The sequence below is a fragment of the Caulobacter sp. GW821-FHT09A05 genome (assembly GCF_059418465.1).
Genome location: NZ_JBWKPX010000050.1, coordinates 1 through 23,032, shown reverse-complemented (window position 1 = coordinate 23,032; position 23,032 = coordinate 1). Strand labels below are relative to the sequence as shown.

The 23,032-nt window shown below is 68.4% G+C and carries 25 protein-coding genes; 3 read left to right on the top strand and 22 right to left on the bottom strand.

Features of this window, described 5'->3' with window-relative positions; all coding sequences use genetic code 11:
* The 5 genes from AC07NX_RS25665 to AC07NX_RS25645 form a co-directional block, all read right to left on the bottom strand.
* Positions 1-461: translation initiation factor IF-2 associated domain-containing protein (locus AC07NX_RS25665; RefSeq protein WP_494645885.1), on the bottom strand; the 461-nt coding region annotated here is incomplete at its 3' end.
* Between the two features lie 189 nt (positions 462-650).
* Positions 651-1,316, bottom strand: coding sequence for an RNA-binding protein (locus tag AC07NX_RS25660; RefSeq protein ID WP_494645884.1), 666 nt, complete (start codon positions 1,314-1,316; stop codon positions 651-653).
* A 54-nt stretch (positions 1,317-1,370) separates the two neighbouring features.
* A complete protein-coding gene (nusA, locus tag AC07NX_RS25655; RefSeq protein ID WP_494645882.1) occupies positions 1,371-3,065 on the bottom strand; it encodes a transcription termination factor NusA in 1,695 nt (564 codons plus the stop codon).
* A gap of 2 nt (positions 3,066-3,067) precedes the next feature.
* Positions 3,068-3,676, bottom strand: a complete 609-nt coding sequence (gene rimP, locus AC07NX_RS25650) for a ribosome maturation factor RimP (protein ID WP_494645880.1) — start codon at positions 3,674-3,676, stop codon at positions 3,068-3,070.
* A 191-nt stretch (positions 3,677-3,867) separates the two neighbouring features.
* The gene (locus tag AC07NX_RS25645) at positions 3,868-4,641 is read right to left on the bottom strand and encodes a response regulator (protein WP_494645878.1); all 774 of its coding nucleotides are present in this window, start codon (positions 4,639-4,641) and stop codon (positions 3,868-3,870) included.
* A 151-nt stretch (positions 4,642-4,792) separates the two neighbouring features.
* Here AC07NX_RS25645 and ppa point away from each other — a divergent pair, with 151 nt between their 5' ends.
* Both ppa and AC07NX_RS25635 read left to right on the top strand, forming a co-directional pair.
* Positions 4,793-5,326, top strand: coding sequence for an inorganic diphosphatase (ppa, locus tag AC07NX_RS25640; RefSeq protein ID WP_019848686.1), 534 nt, complete (start codon positions 4,793-4,795; stop codon positions 5,324-5,326).
* Between the two features lie 6 nt (positions 5,327-5,332).
* Complete coding sequence (locus AC07NX_RS25635; RefSeq protein WP_494645876.1) at positions 5,333-5,737, top strand: DUF5990 family protein; 405 nt, start codon at positions 5,333-5,335, stop codon at positions 5,735-5,737.
* On the opposite strand, the gene trmB is transcribed toward AC07NX_RS25635, so the two are convergent.
* From trmB to AC07NX_RS25560, 15 genes are all read right to left on the bottom strand, one after another.
* The gene (trmB, locus tag AC07NX_RS25630; protein ID WP_494645874.1) at positions 5,734-6,414 is read right to left on the bottom strand and encodes a tRNA (guanosine(46)-N7)-methyltransferase TrmB; all 681 of its coding nucleotides are present in this window, start codon (positions 6,412-6,414) and stop codon (positions 5,734-5,736) included. The genes AC07NX_RS25635 and trmB overlap by 4 nt on opposite strands.
* Positions 6,415-6,526: 112 nt before the next feature.
* Positions 6,527-7,750, bottom strand: coding sequence for a methionine adenosyltransferase (metK, locus tag AC07NX_RS25625; protein ID WP_494645872.1), 1,224 nt, complete (start codon positions 7,748-7,750; stop codon positions 6,527-6,529).
* 117 nt (positions 7,751-7,867) lie between these two features.
* Positions 7,868-8,302: a helix-turn-helix domain-containing protein gene (locus tag AC07NX_RS25620; RefSeq protein ID WP_494645871.1), complete on the bottom strand. Its 435-nt coding sequence runs from the start codon at positions 8,300-8,302 to the stop codon at positions 7,868-7,870.
* Positions 8,303-8,354: 52 nt separating this feature from the next.
* Positions 8,355-9,944 (bottom strand): apolipoprotein N-acyltransferase, encoded by a 1,590-nt coding sequence (gene lnt, locus AC07NX_RS25615; protein WP_494645869.1) that lies wholly within the window; start codon positions 9,942-9,944, stop codon positions 8,355-8,357.
* Positions 9,941-10,861 carry a hemolysin family protein gene (locus AC07NX_RS25610; protein ID WP_494645867.1) on the bottom strand — a complete coding sequence of 307 codons (921 nt, stop codon included), beginning with the start codon at positions 10,859-10,861 and terminating at the stop codon, positions 9,941-9,943. Before AC07NX_RS25610 ends, lnt begins: the two co-directional genes overlap by 4 nt.
* 12 nt (positions 10,862-10,873) lie before the next feature.
* On the bottom strand, positions 10,874-11,344 hold the full coding sequence (ybeY, locus tag AC07NX_RS25605; protein WP_494645887.1) for an rRNA maturation RNase YbeY: 471 nt from the start codon (positions 11,342-11,344) through the stop codon (positions 10,874-10,876).
* Positions 11,345-11,362: 18 nt separating this feature from the next.
* Positions 11,363-12,307 carry a PhoH family protein gene (locus tag AC07NX_RS25600; protein ID WP_494645866.1) on the bottom strand — a complete coding sequence of 315 codons (945 nt, stop codon included), beginning with the start codon at positions 12,305-12,307 and terminating at the stop codon, positions 11,363-11,365.
* Positions 12,304-13,656, bottom strand: coding sequence for a tRNA (N6-isopentenyl adenosine(37)-C2)-methylthiotransferase MiaB (miaB, locus tag AC07NX_RS25595; RefSeq protein ID WP_494645865.1), 1,353 nt, complete (start codon positions 13,654-13,656; stop codon positions 12,304-12,306). Before miaB ends, AC07NX_RS25600 begins: the two co-directional genes overlap by 4 nt.
* 234 nt (positions 13,657-13,890) lie before the next feature.
* Positions 13,891-14,298 carry a Fur family transcriptional regulator gene (locus tag AC07NX_RS25590; RefSeq protein WP_035081264.1) on the bottom strand — a complete coding sequence of 136 codons (408 nt, stop codon included), beginning with the start codon at positions 14,296-14,298 and terminating at the stop codon, positions 13,891-13,893.
* A 60-nt stretch (positions 14,299-14,358) separates the two neighbouring features.
* Positions 14,359-14,811 carry a ribosomal protein S18-alanine N-acetyltransferase gene (gene rimI / locus AC07NX_RS25585; RefSeq protein ID WP_494645863.1) on the bottom strand — a complete coding sequence of 151 codons (453 nt, stop codon included), beginning with the start codon at positions 14,809-14,811 and terminating at the stop codon, positions 14,359-14,361.
* Positions 14,808-15,464: a tRNA (adenosine(37)-N6)-threonylcarbamoyltransferase complex dimerization subunit type 1 TsaB gene (gene tsaB / locus AC07NX_RS25580; RefSeq protein WP_494645861.1), complete on the bottom strand. Its 657-nt coding sequence runs from the start codon at positions 15,462-15,464 to the stop codon at positions 14,808-14,810. Before tsaB ends, rimI begins: the two co-directional genes overlap by 4 nt.
* Positions 15,461-16,129, bottom strand: coding sequence for a DUF1131 domain-containing protein (locus AC07NX_RS25575; protein ID WP_494645860.1), 669 nt, complete (start codon positions 16,127-16,129; stop codon positions 15,461-15,463). The genes tsaB and AC07NX_RS25575 overlap by 4 nt, the downstream gene beginning before the upstream one ends.
* A gap of 4 nt (positions 16,130-16,133) precedes the next feature.
* On the bottom strand, positions 16,134-16,781 hold the full coding sequence (locus tag AC07NX_RS25570) for a DUF1131 family protein (RefSeq protein ID WP_494645859.1): 648 nt from the start codon (positions 16,779-16,781) through the stop codon (positions 16,134-16,136).
* 116 nt (positions 16,782-16,897) lie between these two features.
* A complete protein-coding gene (locus AC07NX_RS25565; protein WP_494645857.1) occupies positions 16,898-17,485 on the bottom strand; it encodes a malonic semialdehyde reductase in 588 nt (195 codons plus the stop codon).
* A gap of 119 nt (positions 17,486-17,604) precedes the next feature.
* A complete protein-coding gene (locus tag AC07NX_RS25560) occupies positions 17,605-18,174 on the bottom strand; it encodes a NifU family protein (protein WP_494645856.1) in 570 nt (189 codons plus the stop codon).
* A gap of 130 nt (positions 18,175-18,304) precedes the next feature.
* Between AC07NX_RS25560 and AC07NX_RS25555 the strand changes: the two genes are divergently transcribed.
* On the top strand, positions 18,305-19,585 hold the full coding sequence (locus AC07NX_RS25555) for a cytochrome P450 (protein WP_494645854.1): 1,281 nt from the start codon (positions 18,305-18,307) through the stop codon (positions 19,583-19,585).
* 168 nt (positions 19,586-19,753) lie between these two features.
* Here AC07NX_RS25555 and trpS read toward each other — a convergent pair whose 3' ends face one another.
* Together trpS and murJ are read right to left on the bottom strand one after the other, a co-directional pair.
* On the bottom strand, positions 19,754-20,788 hold the full coding sequence (gene trpS, locus AC07NX_RS25550; RefSeq protein WP_494645853.1) for a tryptophan--tRNA ligase: 1,035 nt from the start codon (positions 20,786-20,788) through the stop codon (positions 19,754-19,756).
* 288 nt (positions 20,789-21,076) lie between these two features.
* Positions 21,077-22,714: a murein biosynthesis integral membrane protein MurJ gene (gene murJ / locus AC07NX_RS25545; RefSeq protein WP_494645851.1), complete on the bottom strand. Its 1,638-nt coding sequence runs from the start codon at positions 22,712-22,714 to the stop codon at positions 21,077-21,079.
* Positions 22,715-23,032: the final 318 nt, after the last annotated feature.

Genomic DNA, 23,032 nt, shown 5'->3' with positions numbered 1-23,032 from the left:
GCCGGGACCGGGGCCGGCGGAGTGGCCGCGGCCTTGGCGGCTGCGGCGGCCTTGGCGGCGGCTTCGCGAGCCGCGGCCTCGGCGGCCGCGGCGCGGGCCTCGGCGGCGCGGCGTTCGGCGGCCTGGCGCTCCTGCTGCTCGCGGGCGGCCTCGATGGCGCGCTGGCGGGCGACCATCTCGCTTTGCGACAGGCCACCGGCCGAACCGCCGCCTTGGGACGACTGCGGACGCGGGGCGTCGCCTTGACGGCGCTCGGCCGAGGACGGCGCGGCGAGATTGCCGGCCGGCGGCGCGTGCGGACGCACACGCTTGGTTTCAACCACCACCGTCTTGGTGCGGCCGTGGCTGAAGCTCTGCTTCACGACGCCGGCGCTGACCGACCCTTGACGGGGCTTCAGCGTAATGGGCGCTCGCCCGCCGGGGTTGGAACCAGGCCGACCGTTTTCGTTCTCGTCGCTCATGCGCTCGCTTGTACTTCCGCCGGCGGGGCCGGCCAAAAACCGTTCGATCCATACGAGAAAGGGGCCTGGACGTACTTCCCGAAGGAAGCGCGTTTCCCGACCCTTCACTCAAGGAGCGGATCACGCTCCTCATTTCAAGTTCCAGACCTCTGTCGCCGACGAATGGAAGCCATTCGTCGAGGCCAGGGCCTAGGGCTCCTCGCGCCAACTCGCCGACCAACTCGAGGGAAGGAGTGGGCGGAAGCCTGATAACCGCTCGACGTCCAAAGTCCAGCGATCAGTGCCGCGCCCGGCAAGGAGCGCCGTGTGTATCACATTCTCCCCGCCCAAGGCCAAACCCAATTCGTCGGAGGTGAACATCCCGCAGATTTTGGGGCTGTTCGGGGCCTTGTGGACCGCGGTGAGAATCTTTCGGCGACCGTCGTCAGCGCCGTCGGACGCCTCGATCAACCAGGCGGTCTTTCCCGAGGCCAGGGCCGCGGAGACCTTTTCGAAGCCTGAGATAATCGTTCCGCCGCGCCGCGCAAGCCCCAGCCCGTCCAGAACCCGCTTGGCCAGGAGCCGTTCCACCTGGTCGGCCAGATCGGCCGGGGCGGCCAGCTTGGTCTTGGCCGAGCGCGAGAACAGACTCTTCTTGGCGGCGGTCGTGACCGCCTCGCGGGACGCCTCGACCCACATGCCGCGGCCGGGCAGCTTGCGCGCCACGTCCGGAACGACCGTTCCATCCGGCCCGGCCACGAACCGCACCAGGCGCGCCTCGTCGGTCGCCTCGCCCAGGACGATGTCCTTGCGCAGGCGATTGGCTTCGGCGTGGGTCTTGGCCACGGGGGTATGGGGGGCGTCGGCGTCGGTCATGCGGCTCGCAAAACGCCGGGCCTCCGACTTTCGTGGGAGGCCCGGGGCTTAAGGTCAGTCTTCCTTGGCGTCCTCGGTCACCTCGACCGCGTCGTCGGAGATCTCGGCCTCGTCCGAAGCTTCGGCCGGCGCCTCGCCCGCCTCCTCCTCGAACTCGCCTTCCTCCTCGACATAGTCCGGCTCGGGCGGCGCCTCGACCCAGCCCATGGCGACGCGGGCGCGCATGATCAGGGCCTCGGCGTCTTCCGGCGACAGGTTGAAGCTGTCCAGGATGCCAGCCTCGCGGGTGCGCTCGCCGTCCTTGGTTTCGAACCAGCCGCGCAGGTCGTCGGGGATCAGGCCGGCCAGGTCCTCGACCGACTTCACGTCGCCCTCGCCCAGGGCCACGGCCACCGGCAGGGTGACGCCCTCGATCTCCAGCAGGCCGTCCTCGACGCCCAGTTCGACGCGCTTGGCGTCCAGGGCCGCGGCCTCCTTCTCGAGGAACTCGCGGGCGCGGGTCTGCAGCTCGTCGGCGGTCTCGTCGTCGAAGCCCTCGATGGCCGCGATCTCGTGCGGCTCGACATAGGCGACGTCTTCCACCGCCGCGAAGCCTTCGGTGACCAGCAGCTGGGCGATGACCTCGTCGACGTCCAGGGCTTCCTGGAACAGGGCGGTGCGCTCGGAGAACTCGCGCTGGCGGCGCTCGCTTTCCTGGCTCTCGGTCATGATGTCGATCTGCCAGCCGGTCAGCTGCGAGGCCAGGCGGACGTTCTGGCCGCGGCGGCCGATGGCCAGCGACAGCTGCTCGTCCGGCACCACCACCTCGACGCGCTCGTCCTCCTCGTCCATGACGACCTTGGAGACTTCGGCGGGGGCCAGGCCGTTGACGATGAAGGTCGCCTCGTCCTCGGACCACTGGATGATGTCGATCTTCTCGCCCTGCAGCTCGGCCACCACGGCCTGGACGCGCGAGCCGCGCATGCCCACGCACGCGCCGACCGGGTCGATGCTGCTGTCGTTGGAGATCACGGCCATCTTGGCGCGCGAGCCCGGGTCGCGGGCCACGGCGCGGATCTCGATGACGCCGTCATAGACTTCCGGCACTTCCTGCGCGAACAGCTTGGCCATGAAGCCGCCGTGGGCGCGGCTCAGCATGATCTGCGGCCCCTTGGTCTCGCGGCGGACGTCGTAGATGTAGGCGCGGATGCGGTCGCCGACGTTGAAGTTCTCGCGCGGGATCGACTGGTCGCGGCGCATGATGCCTTCGCCGCGGCCCAGGTCGACGATGACGTTGCCGTATTCGACGCGCTTGACGCTGCCGTTGACGATCTCGCCGGCGCGATCCTTGTACTCGTCGTACTGGCGCTCGCGCTCGGCCTCGCGAACCTTGTGCATGACGACCTGGCGGGCCATCTGGGTCTGGACCCGGCCGATCTCGAACGGCGGCAGGCTTTCCTCGTAGATCTTGCCCACCTCGGCGTCGCGCCAGGTGCGCTTGGCCGACGACAGCTGGACCTTGCCGATCTCGCCTTCCAGCTCGTAGTCGTCCGGCACGACCTCGATCACCCGCTTCTGGGTGGTCTCGCCGGTGCGCGGGTCGATCTTGACGCGGATGTCGTGCTCGGCGCCGTAGCGGGCCCGGGCGGCCTTCTGCAGGGCGTCCTCGATCGCCTCGATGACGACTTCCTTCTCGATGCCTTTTTCACGCGCGACCGCGTCGGCGATCTGCAGCAGCTCGAGGCGGTTGGCGGAAATGCCGATGGCCATGGTCAGTCCTCTTCACTTTCGGACAGGTCAATGTCGTCGTCGGCGCCGTCACCAGGGCCGAGATCTTCGGTGTCCGCGTCTTCGCCTTCGGCTCCGACGCGGGCGGCGCGCTGCTGGGCGCCCCGCTTCATCAGTTCGTCGTTCAACACCAGCTTGGCGTCGACGATCCATTCGAACGGGAAATAGACGGTGGTGTCGTCCTCGCCCTCGAGGTTCAGGCCCACCTGGCCGTCCTCGACGCCGGCCAGCTCGCCCTTGAAGCGCTTGCGGCCCTCGGCGACGCGGTCCAGCTCGATGCGGACCTCCAGGCCGGCATAGGTGTCGAAGTCCTTCAGCCGGGTCAGCGGACGGTCGACGCCCGGGCTGGAGACTTCCAGGGTGTACTCGCCGGCGATCGGGTCGGCCGCGTCCATGATCTCGGAGATGGCGCGCGACAGCCTGGCGCAATCCTCGACGTTCATGTCGCCGTCCGGACGTTCGGCCATGATCTGCAGCCGGCGCTGCTCGGCCCCGCCCATCAGGCGCAGGCGGACGATCTCGTAGCCGACGGACTCGGCGACGGGATCGAGCAATTCGACCAGACCGATATCTTCCTGCGTCTTGCCGCGCAAAGGGTCTCTCAACTCACTGAGCCGGTCGACAGCCCCCCGAAAAGGTCAAGCTGGCGAGCGGCCAAAGAAAAAGCGGCAGCCTTTCGGGCCGCCGCTCGAAAGCGCTATCAGCGCTGACGGACGATGTAGGAGCTATATAGCGCGATGTTCGGGCCGTTGGAAGCCCCTAGCGTTCGGACCTATTCTGATGATCAAGCCCCCAGCGCGACCCTGGTCACGCTCTTGAAAAGCTCGTTGGCGTTGTTCGTCGAGCCTTGCGCACCGCGACGCAGCGCCTCGTCGCGGTGCTCCTTGAGGTTGGATCCCGCGAAGATGAAGAAGGGCGTCTTGTCGCCGGTTTTGCGAACGGCCTCCAAGAGCACATAGCCTTCAGCCGGTCCCTCCTTGCGCCCCATATCCGAGATGATGGCGGAATAGCTGTTGGAACTCAGTAGCTCCAAGGCCTGCTGGGTATTCAGAGCCAGCACGACTTCGATGTCGATCGCATTGAAAGCGTCTATTACGTGCTTGTTGTTCTCGGGGCGATCATCAACCCAAAGCACGCATCGATTCTTCATGCGTCTTGCATTGCGGATCGTTTCGACGCTGCTAACGGCTTGCTCGATATTTATTTCGAGGTTGGAGCCCGCGCCTTCCCGCTGCGACGAGGCGACGGCCAATGAAGCGGCCGCCTTGGCCAATTGTCGCATCTGAATGTAGTTCTGCTCGTCCTTATAGTCGCTTGGCCCGTATAGATTGTCCGGGTATTTCACGACGAGGAAGCCGAATAGAGCCAAGACAATGACCGGAAATATAACTGCGAAATATATAAGTGGGATACGTTCATAAAAAGAAAGTCCGGAACTGAATCCCGTCAGCAGGCAAGCGAAGCCATATATGAGGACGATGAACAGGGCGATGATGCCGAGTGGAGTTTTCGACAGCGGCACAGCGGCCGCCGCAAAGCCCTTCATATCGTTTGACATAGGAACGCCCTCGCCTGGATTGTAATCTGACCAGTCGCTACCAGAAGGTCAATCCGAAGCGCCCCCTTCCGCAGTGCAGCACTTGTGGCCTATAAGCGCCCCCGCGCAGGCTCGCCTCCCCGCGGGACCTATCCCCAAACGAAGAGTCACAATGGACCTCTCCAAGATCGCCGTCGGCGTGAACCCGCCGTACGACCTGAACGCCGTCATCGAGATCCCGCAAGGCGGCGAGCCGGTGAAGTACGAGATCGACAAGGCCAGCGGCGCGCTGATGGTCGACCGCTTCCTGCACACGGCGATGTTCTATCCGGCCAATTACGGCTTCATCCCGCACACCCTGGCCGACGACGGCGACCCGGCCGACATCATGGTCGTGGGCCCGACCCCGGTGGTGCCCGGCGCCATCATCCGCTGCCGTCCGATCGGCGCCCTGATGATGGTCGACGAGGCGGGCTCGGACGAAAAGATCCTGGCCGTGCCGGTCGACAAGCTGCACCCGTTCTACACGGGCGTATCCAGCTGGCGCGACCTGCCGGTCATCCTGACCGAGCAGATCGCCCACTTCTTCCAGCACTACAAGGACCTGGAAAAGGGCAAGTCGACCAAGATCACCGGCTGGGCCGATCCGGAGGAGACCGCCGAGATCATCCGGGCCGCAATCAAGCGCCACGACGAGAACTACTGAGGTCTGATGGCCAGGATCGATCTCACCTTGAGGATCGTCCTGGCCGACCCGCCAGAGGGCGTGGTCTTTTCGCTGCAGGACGCCAGGAACCGGCCGGTCGACGCCGTCGCGGCCGGCGACGGAGACCTTTCGTTCGACATCCCGATCACCCTGACCCAGACGGCCGACGGCCCTCGCCCCGGCGGCGGTTTCGTACGGTCCGACGGCCGGGGACGCTTCGTCTATGTCGCTTCGGGCGCCCAGGCCGGCGATGCGACCTCCGAATGGTCGCGACGGATCAAGATCTATCTGCACGACCTGCCGGCGGCTGGGCCGGGGGCGGTGCTGACGGCGACGATCGCCGGCCGCGACAAGCAAGGCGGTCCGGCCTGCGCCACCGTTCCGCTGCTTTCGGGCTGGCGCCCAGTCTAGACCCTGACGAAGTCCAGGAAGACCGGCGCGCAGTCGCCCAGCTTCTTTTCCTCGTAGCGCGTGGTGACGTGGTCGGCGGGGGCGGCGTTGCGGTCGGCGTCGGCCTCGGCGAAGCGGAAGGCCGGGTCGGCCAGCACCCGCTCGACCGTCCACTCGGCGTAGTCGGCCCAGTCCGTGGCGAAGCGGAACGCCGCGCCGGGCTTCAGCACCCGCGCCAGCTCGGTCACGAAGGCTGGCTGGATCAGGCGGCGCTTGTTGTGGCGCGCCTTGTGCCAGGGGTCGGGGAACATGATGAAAAGCCGGTCGATGCTCGCGGCGGGCAGCCAGCCGACCACGTCGCGGGCGTCGCCCTCGTGGATGCGGACGTTCTTGAGTTGCTGCTCCTCGACATGGCGCACGGCGCTGGCCACGCCGTTGACGAAGGGCTCGGCCCCGATCACCAACACCTCCGGCCGGCGGCCGGCCTGGGCGGCCATGTGCTCGCCGCCGCCGAAACCGATCTCCAGCCAGACTTCCTTGGCCTCGGGCATCAGGTCGCGTGGCTGGAACGGCGCGGTGGGGACGGCGATTTCGGGCAGCAGGGTGTCGAGCAGGGCCTGCTGGCGCGGCTTCACCGGCCGCGACTTCAGGCGACCGAACGAGCGCAGCGGCCCGTGGGGTTGTTGGGGGTTGGTCATGGGCGGGTCTTAGAACTTTGAAGTCGAAATGAAAACGGGCCCCGATCCGAGGATCGAGGCCCGTTGTACCGTCGGAGACAGGCGCATGCGCCTGCCCCGGATTGGCCTAGGCCTAAGCCAGGCCCTTCAGCTCCGACACCAGGTCGGTCTTCTCCCACGAGAAGCCGCCTTCGTTGTCCGGCGTGCGGCCGAAGTGGCCGTAGGCGGCGGTGCGGGCGTAGATCGGCCTGTTCAGCTGCAGGTGCTCGCGGATCGAGCGCGGGGTCGCGCCGCCGATCAGCTGGGGCAGCAGCTTCTCCAGCTGGGCCGGATCGACCTTGCCGGTGCCGTGCAGGTCGACGTGGAACGACACGGGCTGGGCCACGCCGATGGCGTAGGCGATCTGGATGGTGCAGCGCTCGGCCAGGCCCGCGGCGACCACGTTCTTGGCCAGGTAGCGGCAGGCATAGGCGGCCGAGCGGTCGACCTTGGTCGGATCCTTGCCGGAGAAGGCGCCGCCGCCGTGCGGGGCCGCGCCGCCGTAGGTGTCGACGATGATCTTGCGGCCGGTGACGCCCGCGTCGCCGTCCGGCCCGCCGATCTCGAAGCGGCCGGTCGGGTTGACCAGCCACTGGGTCTTCTTGGTGATCAGGCCGTCCGGGAAGATCGGCAGGATGTGCGGCTTGATCAGGTCCAGCACACGCTTGGAGGTCGGGGTCTTGCCGCCGATCTTCTTCTTGTGCTGGTGCGACACGACGATCGAGACAACCCGAACCGGCTTGCCGGAACCGTCATATTCCAGGGTCACCTGGCTCTTGGCGTCGGGCTCCAGCTCCGACAGCTCGCCCGAGTGGCGCAGCTGGGCCAGGCGGCTGAGGATGTTGTGGCTGTATTGCAGGGTGGCCGGCATCAGCTCCGGGGTCTCGGTGCTGGCGTAGCCGAACATGATGCCCTGGTCGCCGGCGCCCTCGTCCTTCTTGTCCGAGGCGTCCACGCCCTGGGCGATATGGGCCGACTGACCGTGCAGGTAGCAGGCGTACTTGGCCTTCTCCCAGTGGAAGCCCTTCTGCTCGTAGCCGATGTCCTTGATCGCGGCCCGGACCTTGGGCTCCAGCGACTTGATGATGTCCTTGGTCAGCTGCTTGTTGACGGCCTTGTCGCCGCCCGGCTTGCCGGCCCGCACCTCGCCCGCCAGGACGATGCGGTTGGTGGTGACCAGGGTTTCGCAGGCGACGCGCGCCTCTGGGTCGGCGCCCAGGAAGGCGTCGACGACGGTGTCGCTGATCCGGTCGGCGACCTTGTCCGGATGACCTTCGGAAACGCTTTCGCTGGTGAAGATATAGGAAGAACGGCTCAAGGGTCAGCTCCGGACATGACGTCGCCCGCTCGGACGGTCTGCCCGAGGGACTAGTCGCGAACATATAAAGATATGTTTATGTCCGCAAGCCGGATCAGGCCCGGGATTGGCCGGGGATCAGGCCTGGGCTTCTTCCTCGATCAGATCGTCGGCCATCGACCGGACGAGGTCGAGGATGCGCCGGCGAACACGGGACTTGCCGATGCGCGGGAACAGCGCGGCCAGCTCCAGGCCTTCCGGAGTCATCAGGAAGTCGTGCACGAACTGCTCGGAGCCGTTTTCCTCGAAACCGTCGATGTCGGTCGGGTCGGCCAGGCCTTCGAAGAAGTAGGACACCGACGACTGCAGGCTCTTGGCGATCTCGTAGAGCTTGGAAGCGCTGACGCGGTTGGCGCCGCGCTCGTACTTCTGGACCTGCTGGAAGGTCAGGCCCAGATCGTCGGCCAGACGCTCCTGGCTGACGCCCAGAATCTTGCGCCGCATGCGGATGCGGGCGCCGACGTGCAGGTCGATCGGGTTCGGGGAGCGGTCTTGGTCAGGAGTCGTGTTCATGCCGTTTCAATCACTGGGGGAGAAGCCACGGATATCTGGAAGTCTGTCTGTTTCAGTTTGAGACTTTTTCCAAGCCTCGACCCCCTGGGACGCGAATCGCAGCGGCAAATGAAACCAAAAGCAGCAGCCCGAATGGCCAGTGCCCAAGCCTGGAGAACAGAGTCGGCGAGCCGACACTCGGCACATTACCGTCGATCACCCCTGATTCGCCAAGTTTCAAGCGGGCGCCGGGCAAGATTCTTCCCTGGGCGTCGACCAGGGCGGAAACCCCCGTGGGCGTCGCCCGGATCAGCGGCAAGCCGGTCTCGATCGCGCGATAACTGGCCAGGTTCAGGTGCTGCAGCGGCCCGGACGTCACTCCGAACCAGGCGTCGTTGGAGACATTGACGATGGCGCGTACGCCCGGCGCCGGCTCCGCCAGGCGCGGGAACAGGCTTTCGTAGCAGATCAGCGGCTGGACCAGCAGGTTGGGCGCGATCCGCAGCGGCCGGGGCGCCGGCCCCGTCGCGAAGCCGTCGCCCAGGTGGGCCATGCTCTTGACCCCCAGCCGAGTCATCAGGGCGTCGGCCGGCAGGTATTCGCCGAACGGCACCAGCCGGTGCTTGTCGTAGATCCCGACCACCTCGACGTCGCCAGCCGTGCGGCGCAGGGCGACCAGGCTGTTGTAGTAGACCGGCTTGTCGGGCGTTCCCTCGTAGCGATAGCCGCCCAGCAGCATCACCTGCCCTGGCTTGAGGGCGTCGACAATGGCCTGCCGGACCCAGCTGCCGGGGACCATGTAGTCGTTGATCGCCAGCGGCAGGGCCCCCTCGGGCCAGACCACGATGTCGGCGGGCTTGCCGGCATAGGGCCTGGCGGTCAGCGAGACATAGGCCTGGACGATCTGGGCGAACCGGCCGGCGTCCCACTTGGACTCCTGGGGGATGTCGGCCTGGACGATGCGGACGGTCGTCGCGGGTGGCGGATGCGCGGCCGGCGTGACGGGGATGGGATAGCTCAGGACCCCGCGCAGCCAGATCGCCAGGAGAACCGCCGCGGCCGCGCCGACCGCGATCCGGCCGCGCTTGCCGTCACGCCAGACCGCCGGGGCGGCGGCGATCGCCAGGGTGATCCAGGTCAGGCCGTAGGCGCCGACAACCGCCGCGAACTGCGACACGGCCGAGCCCGCCCGCCAGGTCTCGCCCGGCAGGTTCCAGGGGAAGCCGGTCAGGATGTGGCCGCGGGTCCACTCCAGGGTGGCGAAGGCCCCGGCGAACACCAGCACCCGCCGCACGCCAGGGGGGCGGATCAGGCGATAGAGCACCGCCGCCAAGCCCCAGAACAGCGCCATGCCGGCGGCCATGGCCGCCACCGCGAACGGGGCCATCCAGCCCTGGTTGGCGGCGTCGACCAGGAAAGCCTCGGCGATCCACCATGTGGAAAGGCCGAAATAGGAAAGCCCCGTCAGCCAGCCGCGGAAGAAGGCCGAGCGCAGGGGTCGGGGTCCGTCGATGGCGTCCAGCAGCCACAGCAGCAGGGCGTAGCCCAGCAGGCCTGGCAGGATCCCGAACGGCGGATGGGCCAGGGCGGCGGCGAGGCCGGCCGCCAACGCCAGGCCCCGGGCGCGCCATGGCGTCAGCCTCGGCAGGGCCGGCAGATTCACGAAGCGGCCACGCGGCCGGCCGCGGTCTCGGTTTCGAGGTCGACGGCCGGGCGCACCCGGACCCGGCGCACACGGCGTGGGTCGGCCTCGACGACCTCCAGGTCGAAACCGGCGGGATGGGCGATCACCTCGCCCCGCTGCGGCACGCGGCCGGCCAGGGCCACGACCAGGCCGGCGACGGTGTCGATATCCTCTTCCATGTCCGGCGGCGCCAGGTCGCGGTCGAGCGCGGCCTCGAGATCCTCCAGCGGCGCCCGGGCGTCGACCTCGTAGAGGCCGCCGGGTCGGGCGACGATGCTGGAGACCTGGGCGTCGTCGTGCTCGTCGTCGATCTCGCCGACCACCGCCTCGATCAGGTCCTCCATGGTCACCAGCCCATCGGTGCCGCCGAACTCGTCGATGACCAGGGCCATGTGGATACGGCTGGTGCGCATGCGCAGCAGCAGGTCGGCGGCCCGCATCGAGGCCGGCACGTACAGCGCCTCGCGCCGCAGCCGGTGCAGGATCTGGTCGCCCGGGCCGGGGCGCTTGTCGTCATCGGCCAGCAGGCGAAACACGTCCTTGACGTGGATCACCCCCACCGGGTCGTCCAGGGTCTCGCGGTAGATCGGCATCCGCGAGTGCTCGGCCTCGGTGAACTGGGCGACCACCGCCTCGAACGCCGTCGAGACCTCGACCGCCACGATGTCGGCGCGGGGCGTCATGACGTCCGCCACCCGCAGGCTCTGGAAGGCCTCGGCCTGGTCGACCATGTCGACCTCGTGGACCATGGTGGGGTCGGCCGGACGCGACGACTCGGCCAGGCCCGGCACGCCCCGGCCGGCGAGGTCCTTGCGCATCTTGCGGAAGAACGCCCGCACGCCCCGGCTCAGGCGAGCCGGGCCGGCGGGCGTGGAACTCTGGTCGTCGCTGGGCATGCCCTGGCTTGGTTATCCCTCTGGGGACGCGGGTTCGGCATAGGGGTCCGGAATGTCCAAGCCCGCGAGGATCTCGCGCTCGAACGCTTCCATGGCCTCGGCCTCGACGTCGTCCTGATGGTCGTATCCTAAGAGATGAAGCACCCCGTGCGCCACCAGATGTTGCAAGTGGTGCGCGAGGGGCTTGCCCTGCTCGGCCGCTTCGCGCTGGCAGACCCCGAACGCCAGGGCGATGTCGCCGATCTGGCCTTCGGGATTACCCACGGGATCTTGGGCCGAGGGGAAGGACAGGACGTTGGTCGCATGGTCCTTCTGGCGGAAGTCGCGGTTCAGCGCCCGGACGCTGTCGTCGTCGGCCAGAAGGATGACGATGCCTTGCCCCTCGATGTCCTCGTGGGCGTCCAGCACCGCCTGGGCGGCGCGCCAGACCAGGGCCTCGACCTCGGGTTCGGCCTGCGTCCAGGCCTCGTCCTCGATCTCGATATCGACGGTGATGGTCATCTAGCGCGTCGTCGTCTGCAGGGCGTCGGCGTCGTAGGCCTTGACGATGCGCTCGACCAGCGGGTGGCGCACCACGTCGGCCGAGGTGAAGCGCGACACCGCCACGCCCTCGACGCCCTCCAGGATCGAGACCGCGTGGGCGAGGCCAGAGTCTCGCGGGTTCAGCAGGTCGACCTGGGTCGGATCCCCGGTCACCACCATCCGCGCACCCTCGCCCAGGCGGGTCAGCACCATCTTCATCTGCAGGCGCGAGCAGTTCTGGGCCTCGTCGACGATGACGAAGGCGTGGGCCAGGGTGCGGCCGCGCATGAAGGCGATCGGGGCGACCTCGATCTCCAGCTTCTCGCGGCGGCGGCGCAGCTGGTCGGCGCCCATGATGTCGGTCAGGGCCTCCCAGACCGGCGCCATGTAGGGGTCGACCTTCTCGTTCAGGTCGCCGGGCAGGAAGCCGAGCTTCTCGCCGGCCTCGACGGCGGGACGGGTGACGATCAGCCGGTCGACCTCGCCCCGCAGCAGCATGCCCGCCCCTTGCGCCACCGCCAGGAAGGTCTTGCCGGTGCCAGCGGGACCCAGGCCGAAGCACAGCGGATGGCTGGCCATGGCCTCCATGTACTTGGCCTGACCCTTGGTCTTGGGCGAGACCGAGCCCTTGCGCACGGCGCGGGGCGAGGCCTGGCCGCCGGCGCTGTGGGCCTCGCCCACGGCCACGCGCACGTCGGCCTCGACCACCTCGTCGTCGGCGTCGGCCCGCTGGGCCAGGGCCTGGATCGCCCGCTTGGCGCTGGAGCGGCCCTTGACGTCGCCGGTGATCGTCACCCCGCCGCCCGGGGTCTCGATCAGCACCTTGAAGGCGTCCTCGATCAGGGCGGCGTGACGACCGTTCGGGCCGGAAACGGCGCGCACGGCGGTGTCGGACAGGGGCAGGAACTCAGGCGTACGGCTCAAGCGGACTCCAGCAGGGATTGGCTCTCGAGCACGCCGCCCAGGCTCATCTTGGCCGACGACTCGATGCGGACGGGAACGATCTGGCCCAGCAGGCCGTCGGGGCCCACCGCATGCACCGCTTGCAGATAGGGACTGCGGCCGACGATTTGACCGGGGTTGCGGCCTTTTTTCTCGAACAGCACCGGCAGGACCTTGCCGACCTGCAGGGCGTTGAACGCCTTCTGCTGCTCATCGAGCAGGGCGTTGAGGCGATCCAGGCGCTCGGCCTTGACCGCTTCGTCCACCTGGCCGGGCATGGCCGAGGCCGGGGTGCCGGGGCGGCGGGAATATTTGAACGAGAAGGCGCTGGCGAAGCCGACCTCGCGGACCAGCTCCAGCGTCTTGTCGAAATCACCGTCGCGCTCGCCGGGGAAGCCGACGATGAAGTCGCCGCTCATGGCGATGTCGGGCCGCGCGGCGCGGATCTTCTCGACCAGGCGCACATAGCTCTCGGCGGTGTGGTCGCGGTTCATGGCCTTGAGGATCTTGTCCGACCCGGCCTGCACCGGCAGGTGCAGATAGGGCATCAACTGCGGCAGCTCGCCGTGCGCGGCGATCAGGTCCTCGCCCATGTCGCGCGGGTGGCTGGTGGTGTAGCGGATGCGGTCCAGGCCCGGGATCTTCGCCAGGCGCCGGACCAGCCTGGCCAGGGTGTAGCCGCCGCCGTCATAGGCGTTGACGTTCTGGCCCAGCAGGGTGACCTCGCGCACGCCCTGGTCGGCCAGGCGCCGGGCCTCGTCCTCGATGGCCTCCGGCGGCCGCGACCATTCCCCGCCGCGGGTGTAGGGCACCACGCAGAAGGTGCAGAACTTGTCGCAGCCCTCCTGCACGGTCAGGAAGGCGGTGACGCCGTTGACCTGGCGCTCGGCCGGCAGGGCGTCGAACTTCTCGTCGGCGGCGAAGTCGGCGGACAGGCGCTCGCCGGTGGCGCGGTGGGCGCGGGCGATCAGCTCGGGCAGCTGGTGATAGGCCTGGGGCCCGACCACCAGGTCGACCGCCGGCTGGCGATGCATGATCTCCTTGCCCTCGGCCTGGGCCACGCAGCCGGCCACGGCGATGGTCATGCGACCGCCGGCCTCGGCCTTGCGGCCCTTCATCTGCTTGATGTAGCCCAGCTCGGAATAGACCTTCTCGGTGGCCTTCTCGCGGATGTGGCAGGTGTTGAGCACCACCAGATCGGCCCCTTCGGGATCATCGACCACGCCATAGCCCAGCGGGCGCAGGACATCGGCCATGCGCTCGCTGTCATAGACGTTCATCTGACAGCCGTAGGTCTTGATATAGAGGCGCTTTTGCGGGGTCTCGCTCATGGGGCGAGGTTATGGGCGCGAGGGGGCGCTGGCGCAAGGTTCTGGGGGACACACCCCATCTTCCTTCTCCCCTTGCGGGAGAAGGTGGCCTGCGAAGCAGGTCGGATGAGGGGTCGCTGGACAGAGCCGCCTCAACAAGCGGAACGATCGGATGAGACGTCGGAGCTCCAGGAGACCCCTCATCCGTCAGCTACGCTGACACCTTCTCCCGCAAGGGGAGAAGGAAAAGGGCCGCTACTCCTCGATCGGAACCCCGTACAGCTCCAGCCGGTGATCCACCAGCTTGTAGCCCAGCTTCCGCGCGATGGCGTTCTGCAGGGCCTCGATCTCCTCGTCCACGAACTCGACGACCTTGCCGGTCTTCATGTCGATCAGGTGGTCGTGGTGGTGATCGGGGGTCTCCTCATAGCGTGAGCGACCGTCGCGGAAGTCGTGGCGCTCGATGATGCCGCTTTCCTCGAACAGGCGGACCGTCCGATAGACCGTGGCGATCGAGATGTGCGGGTCCACGGCGTGGGCGCGGCGGTGCAACTCCTCGACGTCCGGATGGTCGGTGGCCGACGACAGCACGCGGGCGATGACCCGACGCTGGTCGGTCATGCGCATGCCCTTTTCGATACAGAGCTTTTCGAGGCGATCCACGGCGGCGTCTCCGGAAGATGAATCCAAGCCAGATTCGCGGGCAAGATAGGGGCTTGGCCGCTAGCTGTTAAGCACCCGACGCATCACCACCGCGTCCTTGGCCCCATCCGCATGGGGATAATAGCCTTTTCTCAGGCCGACGCGCCCGAAACCGGCGGTCTCATAGAGCCTGATCGCCGCGACATTGTCGGCCGCGACCTCCAGGAACATCTCGAAGGCGCCGGCTTCCTTGGCGACGCCGGCCGCCATCTCGACCAGGGCCGCGCCCCAACCCCGGCGGCGCGCGGCGGGGTCGACGGCCACGGTCAGGATCTCGGCCTCCCCGGCGATCGCCCGGCACAGGATGAAGCCCTTGGCCTCCTCCGGCTCTCCGGCCTCGCCCAGCACGGCGAAGGCGCCGGGGCCCTTGAGCAGGGCCTCGAACTCCTCCGCCGACCAGGGCCGGTCGAAGGCGCCGTCGTGCAGGTCGGCCAGGGTGAAACAGGCTTCCAGCCCGACGGGACGCAGGATCATGCGGCCGGCGCCACGGCGTAGGGCGCGCGCAGATAGAGCGGCCGGGGGGAATGGCCCGAAGCCGGCCGGGCGGCGGCCAGACGGGCGACGGCCACGGGGTCGGGATAGGCCAGGGTCAGCACGGTCGCGTCGGGCAAAACCTCGGCGACCAGCGGCGCGCCCGAGCCGACCAGCGTGGCCGGGCCGCCGGACCAGAGCTCGGCCAGGCGCGCGGCGGCGACCCCGACCTCCAGGGCGTCGGGGGCCATCAGCGCCTTTCCGCCGTCGAAGACCTGGAGGTAGACTTGGCCCATCTTGGCGTCGAGCACGCCGGCCACCAGGCTCGTCGCCTCCACCGAAGCGGCCAGGGCCTCCAGCGTATTGACCCCGACGCAGGGGATCGACAGGGCCGTGGCCAGGCCCTTGGCGAACGACAGGCCAACGCGCAGGCCGGTGAACGAGCCGGGGCCGACGGTGACGGCGATGCGGGTCAGCTCGGCGAACGTCACCCCGGCCTCGGCCGCAACCTCGCGCGCCAGGACGGCGATGCGCTCCTGGTGGCCGCGGGTCATCGGCTCGCTGCGGGCGGCGCGGACGACGTCGCCGTCCAGAACGGCGACCGAGCTGGCGGCCAGGCAGGTGTCGATCGCCAGGACAAGGGAAGATGGGATCATTGGATTGGCGCTCCGCCGCGCCAGAGGAACTCGCGCAGCACGGCCTTGTCGCGCAGCACCGCCTCGGGCGGCATCGCGGCTTCGGTCCAGCCCGGCACGGCGAACACGTAGCGCAGCACCGGCTCGCCGGGCTGGGTGCAGATCACCGCCTGGGCGTCGCGGTCCTTGCCTCTCCAGCAGCGCGGATAGTCCATGTCGGCGTTCGTCCATTTCAGCCCGAGAGTCTCGCCGCGCGGCCCCTGCGGGGAGCCGCCGCTGATCCGGATGTCGCCGACCTTGGTCGTGCCCGGATTGCCCTGGATCTCGATCACGCCACCGCCCTGCTCGACGGTGATGACTGGCGTCTGCGCGTCGGCGCCCTGGCGCAGGGAAGCGGACTTCACCGTCGCCCTCGGGAAACGCGGCTTGATCGCCTCCATCGAGAAGTCGGTCTGGGCCATGACCGGGCCGACCGAGAACTCGTCCAGCGCCAATGGACCGCCCAGATAGGGCGTGAAGCGGTCGACCTCGCCGGAAGCGTCGGTGCGCGTGACCACGGCAGGGGGCGCGGCCGGGGCCGTCCCGGCGCCCGGGGAGGCGGCGGCCTGGCCGCTCGCCGGCTTGTCCGCCGGGCCGCAGGCGGTCAGGACCAGCAATGGCGTGGCGAGGATCAGGGGTCGGATCATCGGATCAGGCCGCGCCGACGGCGGCCTTCTCGGCCGGACGCCAGACGAATTCGTTCAGCTGGCCCTTGGCCTTCAGGACATCGACCGGCGGCAGGCCGCCCTGGGTCCAGCCGGGCACGCCGAACACGTAGGACACGGTCGGGGCTTCGGGACGCACGCAGACGGTCTGGTTGACGGTGCGGCCCTCGCCGGCCCGGCACTGGGCGATGTCGAAGGAAAGATCGGCCCACTTTCCGAGCAGGGCTTCGCCCTTGGGGCCCTCGACTGGCCCGCCGGCCATGCGGATCTCGCCGATGCCGCCCTCGGCGCCCTTGCCGATCTCCAGCAGCGGGACATTGTCCTGCTCGACCGTGATGATCGGTCCGGGCGGGCCCTCGCCGACGTGGATGAAGGCGCTCTTGACCACCGCCTTGGGGAACAGGGCCTTGATCGTCGCCAGGTCGAAGGCCGTCTCGCCGGTGATCGGGCCCACGCCGTCGGCGCGCACGTGCAGCGGCCCGCCGACATAGGGCGTGACCGCGATGGCGACCGGCCCGGACTTGGGGACCTCCGACGACGCGGCGGGCGGGGGAGCGGTGTCGGCTTGCTTGGCGGGGCCGCAGGCGGCGAGCAGCAGCAGGGGAGCGGCGATCAGGGCGAGGCGCTGGGTCATGGGGCGGTTCTAGCACCGGGTCGCCGACATGTGCATCAGATGCACAAAGAAGTTGTCGTCCCGGACAAGCGCTGGGCGCTTTCCGGGATGACAACCTTTGGGCTCTCAGGACCGGATCACACGATCTTCGCCGCTTCCTCGAAGTCCAGGCGGGGATTGCGAGGAAACAGGTTCTCCTCGGTGCCGTAACCGATCGAGGCGATAAAGTTCGACTTGACGTTGGTCCCGGCGAAGAACGCCTTGTCGACGCCGGCGTTGTCGAAACCCGACATCGGGCCCACATCCAGGCCCAGCGCCCGGGCCGCCAGGATGAAATAGCCGCCTTGCAGCGAGCTGTTGCGCAGGGCGGCGACTTCCTTGGCCGCTGGATCGCTGAACCAGTTCTTGACCCCCGGAAGGTTGGGGAACAGCGTGTCGAGCGTTTCGGGGAAATCCAGGTCGTAGCCGACGATCACCGTCACCGGGGCCCGCAGGATCTTCGCGCCGTTCGAGCCCGACGACAGGGCCGCCAGCCGGGCCTTGGCCTCCGGGCTGGTCACAAAGAGGAAACGGGCCGGCGTGGCGTTGAACGCGGTCGGGCCGAACTTCACCAGGTCGTACAGCTCGCGCAGCACCGGTTCGGGGATGGGCTGGTCGCTCCAGCCGTTGCGCGTGCGCGCCGTCGTGAACAGTTGGTCGAGAGCCGTGTCGGCAAGCCTGGCCATCAGCGATCCTTATGGGCGATATAATTGCAACTTATACAGTTACAATAAGGACGCCGAGCGGCGCTGGCAAGACTCCCCCGCGCGCATTCCCTTGCACCCGGGCGCACGCGGCCAACGCCCTACAGCGTCTGCTCGACCCGGGTCACTTCCGGCACATAGTGCTTGAGCATGTTCTCGACCCCGGCCTTCAGCGTGGCCGAGGACGACGGGCAGCCCGAGCAGGCGCCGCGCATGTGCAGCCAGACCACGCCGGTGGCCGGCTCGAACTTGCTGAACACGATGTCGCCGCCGTCCTGGGCCACGGCCGGGCGGATGCGGGTGTCGAGCAGGTCCTTGATCTCGGCGACGATCTGGGCGGCTTCCTCGTCGTAGACGCCGTCCTCGTCGTGGCCGCTTTCGGCCTGGTCCAGCAGCAGGGGTCGGCCGCTGGTGAAGTGGTCCATGATGGCGGCCAGGATCGGCGCCTTCAGGTGCGGCCACTCCGCGCCCTCGGCCTTGGTCACGGTGAGAAAGTCCGGGCCGAAGAACACCCGGTTGACGTCGCCCAGGCGGAACAGGGCCTCGGCCAATGGCGAGGCGTCGCCCTCCTCCATCGTCTTGAACTCCCGCGCGCCCTCACCCAGCACTTCGCGGCCGGGCAGGAACTTCAGGACCTCGGGATTGGGCGTGGTTTCGGTCTGGATGAACATGCCGGAGAGATGGACCCGGGAGCCGCGCAAGACAAGGGCCAGGCCTGTGGCAGGGCGCCGCTTACGTCATCGTGACAAACCCAACGGCCTGTGGCTCCATCGTCAAAACAGATGTTTCAGGGAGGTCGCCATGAGCGACGGAGCCATCGACCTGTCGAGCGACGCCCAAAGGGACGCGGCGAGGGCCAAGGCCTACGCCATGCCGCTGGAAGAGATCGACGTCGCCGATCCCGCCCTGTTCCAGGCCGACGCCCACTGGCCCTATTTCGAGCGGCTGCGGGCCGAGGATCCCGTGCACTACTGCGCGCGGAGCGAGCACGGGCCCTATTGGTCGATCACCCGCTACAACGACATCATGACCGTCGACACCACCCACCAGGTGTTCTCCTCGGACTCCAGCTTCGGCGGCATCACGATCCGGAACTTCGACGAGGACTTCGTCCTGCCGATGTTCATCGCCATGGATCCGCCCAAGCACGACATCCAGCGCAAGACCGTCAGCCCGATCGTCTCGCCTGTGAACCTGGCGCTGCTGGAAGGCACGATCCGCGAGCGGGTCGGCGGGATCCTGGACGGCCTGCCGATCGGCGAGACCTTCGACTGGGTCGACAAGGTGTCGATCGAGCTGACCACCCAGATGCTGGCCACCCTGTTCGACTTCCCCTGGGAGGAACGCCGCAAGCTGACCCGCTGGTCCGACGTCACGACCGCCGTGCCGGGGGCCGGGATCGTCGACAGCGAGGACCAGCGCCGGGCCGAGCTGCTGGAGTGCCTGGCCTATTTCACCGAGCTGTGGAACCAGCGGGTCAATTCGACCGAACCGAAGAACGACCTGATCTCGATGCTGGCCCATGGCGAGGCGACGCGGAACATGCCGCCGATGGAGTATCTGGGGAACATCCTGCTGCTGATCGTCGGCGGCAACGACACCACCCGCAACTCGATCACCGGCGGCCTGCTGGCCCTGAGCCAGAACCCGGCCGAGGAAGCCAAGCTGCGGGCCGACCCGTCGCTGATCCCCAACATGGTCTCGGAGATCATCCGCTGGCAGACGCCCCTGGCCTATATGCGCCGCACGGCGGTGGCGGACTTCGAGCTGTCGGGCAAGACCATCCGCAAGGGCGACAAGGTCGTGATGTGGTACGTCTCGGGCAATCGCGACGAGACCGTCATCGACAATCCGAACGCCTTCCTGATCGACCGCCCCCAGGCCCGCCGCCACCTGTCGTTCGGCTTCGGCATCCACCGCTGCGTCGGCAACCGCCTGGCCGAGCTGCAGCTGAAGATCATCTGGGAGGAGATCCTCGAGCGCTTCCCGAGGATCGAGGTGATGGGCGAGCCGAAGCGCGTCTATTCCAGCTTCGTGAAGGGCTATGAGAGCCTGCCGGTGAGGATTCCGGCGCGACTCTGATCTCCTTCTCCCCTTGCGGGAGAAGGTGGCGGCCGTAGGCCGACGGATGAGGGGTCGCACGGCGACCACCTCATCCAGCCGCTCCGCCGTCGCGGCGGAAACGGTCTTCAACCCCTCATCCGACCTGCTTCGCAGGCCACCTTCCCCCACAAGGGGAGAAGGAAGAGGTCAACTTCCCCAGAACCCCACCAGCTTCTTCACCTCGGCCACCGTCGGCGCGGCGACGTCCGAGGCCCGCTCGGCGCCGGCCTTCAGGATGCGGTCGATCTCGGTCGGGTCGGCCAGGAAGCGGCGCATGGTCTCGCCGACCGGGGCCAGCTTCTCGACCGCCAGCTCGGCCAGGGCCGGCTTGAAGGTCCCGAAGCCCTTGCCGGCGTAGTCGGCCAGCACCTCGGCCTTGGTCCGGCCCGCCAGGGCCGCGAAGATGCCCACCAGGTTGTCGGCCTCGGCGCGGCTCGCCAGCTCTTCCAGGGTCTCGGGCAGCGGCTCGGGATCGGTGCGGGCCTTCTTGACCTTGGCGGCGATGGCGTCGGCGTCGTCGGTCAGGTTGATGCGGCTGTAGTCCGACGGGTCGGACTTGCTCATCTTGGCCGAGCCGTCGCGCAGGCTCATGATCCGCGCGCCCGGCCCCTGGATCAGCGGTTCGGGCTGCGGGAAGAAGCCCTGGACGCCGAAATCGTGGTTGAACTTGCCGGCGATGTCGCGGGTCAGCTCCAGGTGCTGCTTCTGGTCCTCGCCCACCGGCACGTGGGTGGCCTTGTAGACCAGGATGTCGGCGGCCTGCAGCACCGGATAGGTGTAGAGGCCGACGCTGGAGCGCTCCTTGTGCTTGCCGCTCTTCTCCTTGAACTGGGTCATGCGGTCCAGCCAGCCCAGGCGGGCCACGCACTGGAAGATCCAGGCCAGCTCGGCGTGCTCGCGCACCGCCGACTGCGGGAAGATCGTCGCCTTGGCCGGGTCCAGGCCGGCGGCCAGGTAGGCGGCGGCGATCTCGCGGGTCTGCTGGGCCAGCAGGGCCGGGTCCTGCCAGACGGTGATGGCGTGCAGGTCGGCCACGAAGATGAAGGTGTCCATCTCGTGCTGCAGCCGGGCGAACTTCACCAGGGCGCCCAGATAGTTGCCCAGGTGCAGGGCGCCGGACGGCTGGACGCCGGAGAGCACGCGGGTCGGGCCCGCATAGGGAACGGGGGTGTGGTCGGTCATGGCTTCAGCCCTGGAAATCGAAAGCGGTATGGCGGACGCGAAAGAACGCGGACCGCGCCGAAAGCGCGGCGGAACGGATCAGAGGAAGCTGCGCCATCGCGGCGCGGAAGAACCGGTCGAAGCCATGGCTGTTCGTTACCGGGCTCGCCGAAAGTTGTCATCCCGGAAAGCGCGCGGCGCTTGTCCGGGATCCAGGCGAACCGCACCGCATCAGCCCAGTCCCCTGGGTCCCGGACAGCCCCTGCGGGGCTTCCGGGATGACAACGGTTTGGGGCTCCAGGCACGTCCCTACGCCTTGCCCCGCTTGAGCACGCCCTTCAGCTCGGACGGCGTCACCCCGCCGAACAGGAAGACCAGCGGCGGGTACAGCGCCCCGCCGACCAGCACGGTCAGCAGCAGGGCGAACTCCTTGGCGCCCAGGGTGTGGCCGCGCAGGCCCAGCTCGCGCAGCGGCGCCTCGATCAGCGGCCGCCAGTGCGAGGCCGCCGCCAGGACCCCGCCCATGGCGACGCTGGCCGCCAGGATCCGCGCCACCCGCGACCAGGTCTGGACCGAAGGATTGTAGTGGCCCTTGCGCGACAGGCCCCAGGCCATCTGGCCGACATTGATCCACGAGGCCACGGCCGTGGCGGCGGCGATGCCCTTCACCCCGACCAGATTGAACAGCAGGATCCCCAGGCCGATGTTCATGGCCACCGAGACCAGGGCGAAGCGCATCGGGCTCTTGGTGTCGCCCCGCGCGAAGAAGGCCCGCGAATACAGCTGCTGCAGCACGAAGGCCGGGGTGCCCAGGCCGTAGAACAGCAGGGCCGAGGCGGTCTGGCTGGCGTCGAAGCTGGTGAACTGGCCGCGGGTGTAGAGGGCGTCCGACAGGAAGCCCGGCATGGCGACCAGGGCCGCGGCGGCCGGGAGGGTCAGGGCCATGGCCAGGGTGATGGCCTGGTCCATGGCCGTCTGGGCGTCGCCGCCGTCGCCGGTGTTCACCGCCCGCGACAGGCGCGGCAGCAGCGCCACGCCGATCGCCACCCCCACCAGGCCCAGCGGCAGCTGGTACAGGCGGTCGGCGGTGGCCAGCCAGGAGCGGCCGCCGGGCACGTGGCTGGCCAGGTTGCCAGAGATGAAGATGTTGACCTGGGTGGCGCTGGCCGCCAGGGCGCCGGGAATGGCCTTGCCGATCAGCTCGCGCACCTCGGGCGTCAGGCGCGGCAGCCGCCAGTGGACCTTGGCCCCGGACTTGTTGACGCCCCAGGTCAGCAGGGCCGCCTGGGCGACGCCGGCCACGATCACCCCCGCCGACCCCCAGGTCGCGGCCCCGACGGCGGTGGTCTGGGGCAGGATGAAGGCCAGGGTGGCGATGTTCAGCAGCACCGGGGCGCCGGCCGACAGCACGAAGCGGTCGCGGGCGTTCAGCACCCCCGACAGGTGGGCGACGATGGCCATGCACGGCAGGTAGGGCATGGTGATCTGGGTCAGCAGCACCGCCAGCTTGTACTTCTCGGTGCCCCAGCCGAAGCCGGGGCTGATCAGCATCATCAGCCAGGGCATGGCCAGCTGGCAGAGGATGGTGATGACGATGGTCGAAGCCGCCAGGGTGGCCATGGCGTCGGCGGCCAGGATGTCGGCCTTCTCCTCGCCGTCGCGCTGCAGCGACTTGGCGTAGGCCGGCACGAAGGCCGCGGCGAAGGCTCCCTCGGCGAAGAACCGCCGGAACAGGTTCGGGAAGGCCAGGGCGGCGTTGTAGGCGTCGGCGGCCGGGGTGGCGCTGGCCCCCATCCGGTACGAGACCGCCAGGTCGCGGGCGAAGCCCATGAACCGGCTGACCAGGGTCAGGCCGGAATAGATCGCCGACGACTTCAGCAGGCCGCCGGCCTTCCTGGACTGGTCGGGCGCCGGGGCGGGCTTTTCGGGGGGTGCGATGTCGGTCACGAGGGGCTTCTGGGGGCTGGATGGGAGGCCGTCAAGCGAGGGCTTCGGGATGGCAGGAGCATGGCGGAAAGGGATGGGGCGCGAAGAAGGATTTCCGGAGGATTTTCAGCGACGCGCCTCGCCCCTGCGGACCGCCGCCGCGCTGCATAGATGCTCCCCCGTTGGGGGAGCTGTCGGCGAAGCCGACTGAGGGGGTCTTTCGCAGGCACGATCTCTCGTCCTCACGCGGAAACCGCTGAGCTGATGGAAAGGGTCGCGGAGCGCCGGACATCGTCCGGAGTGTTTGAATAAATACCGTTTCGACGAAGCCCAGATCGC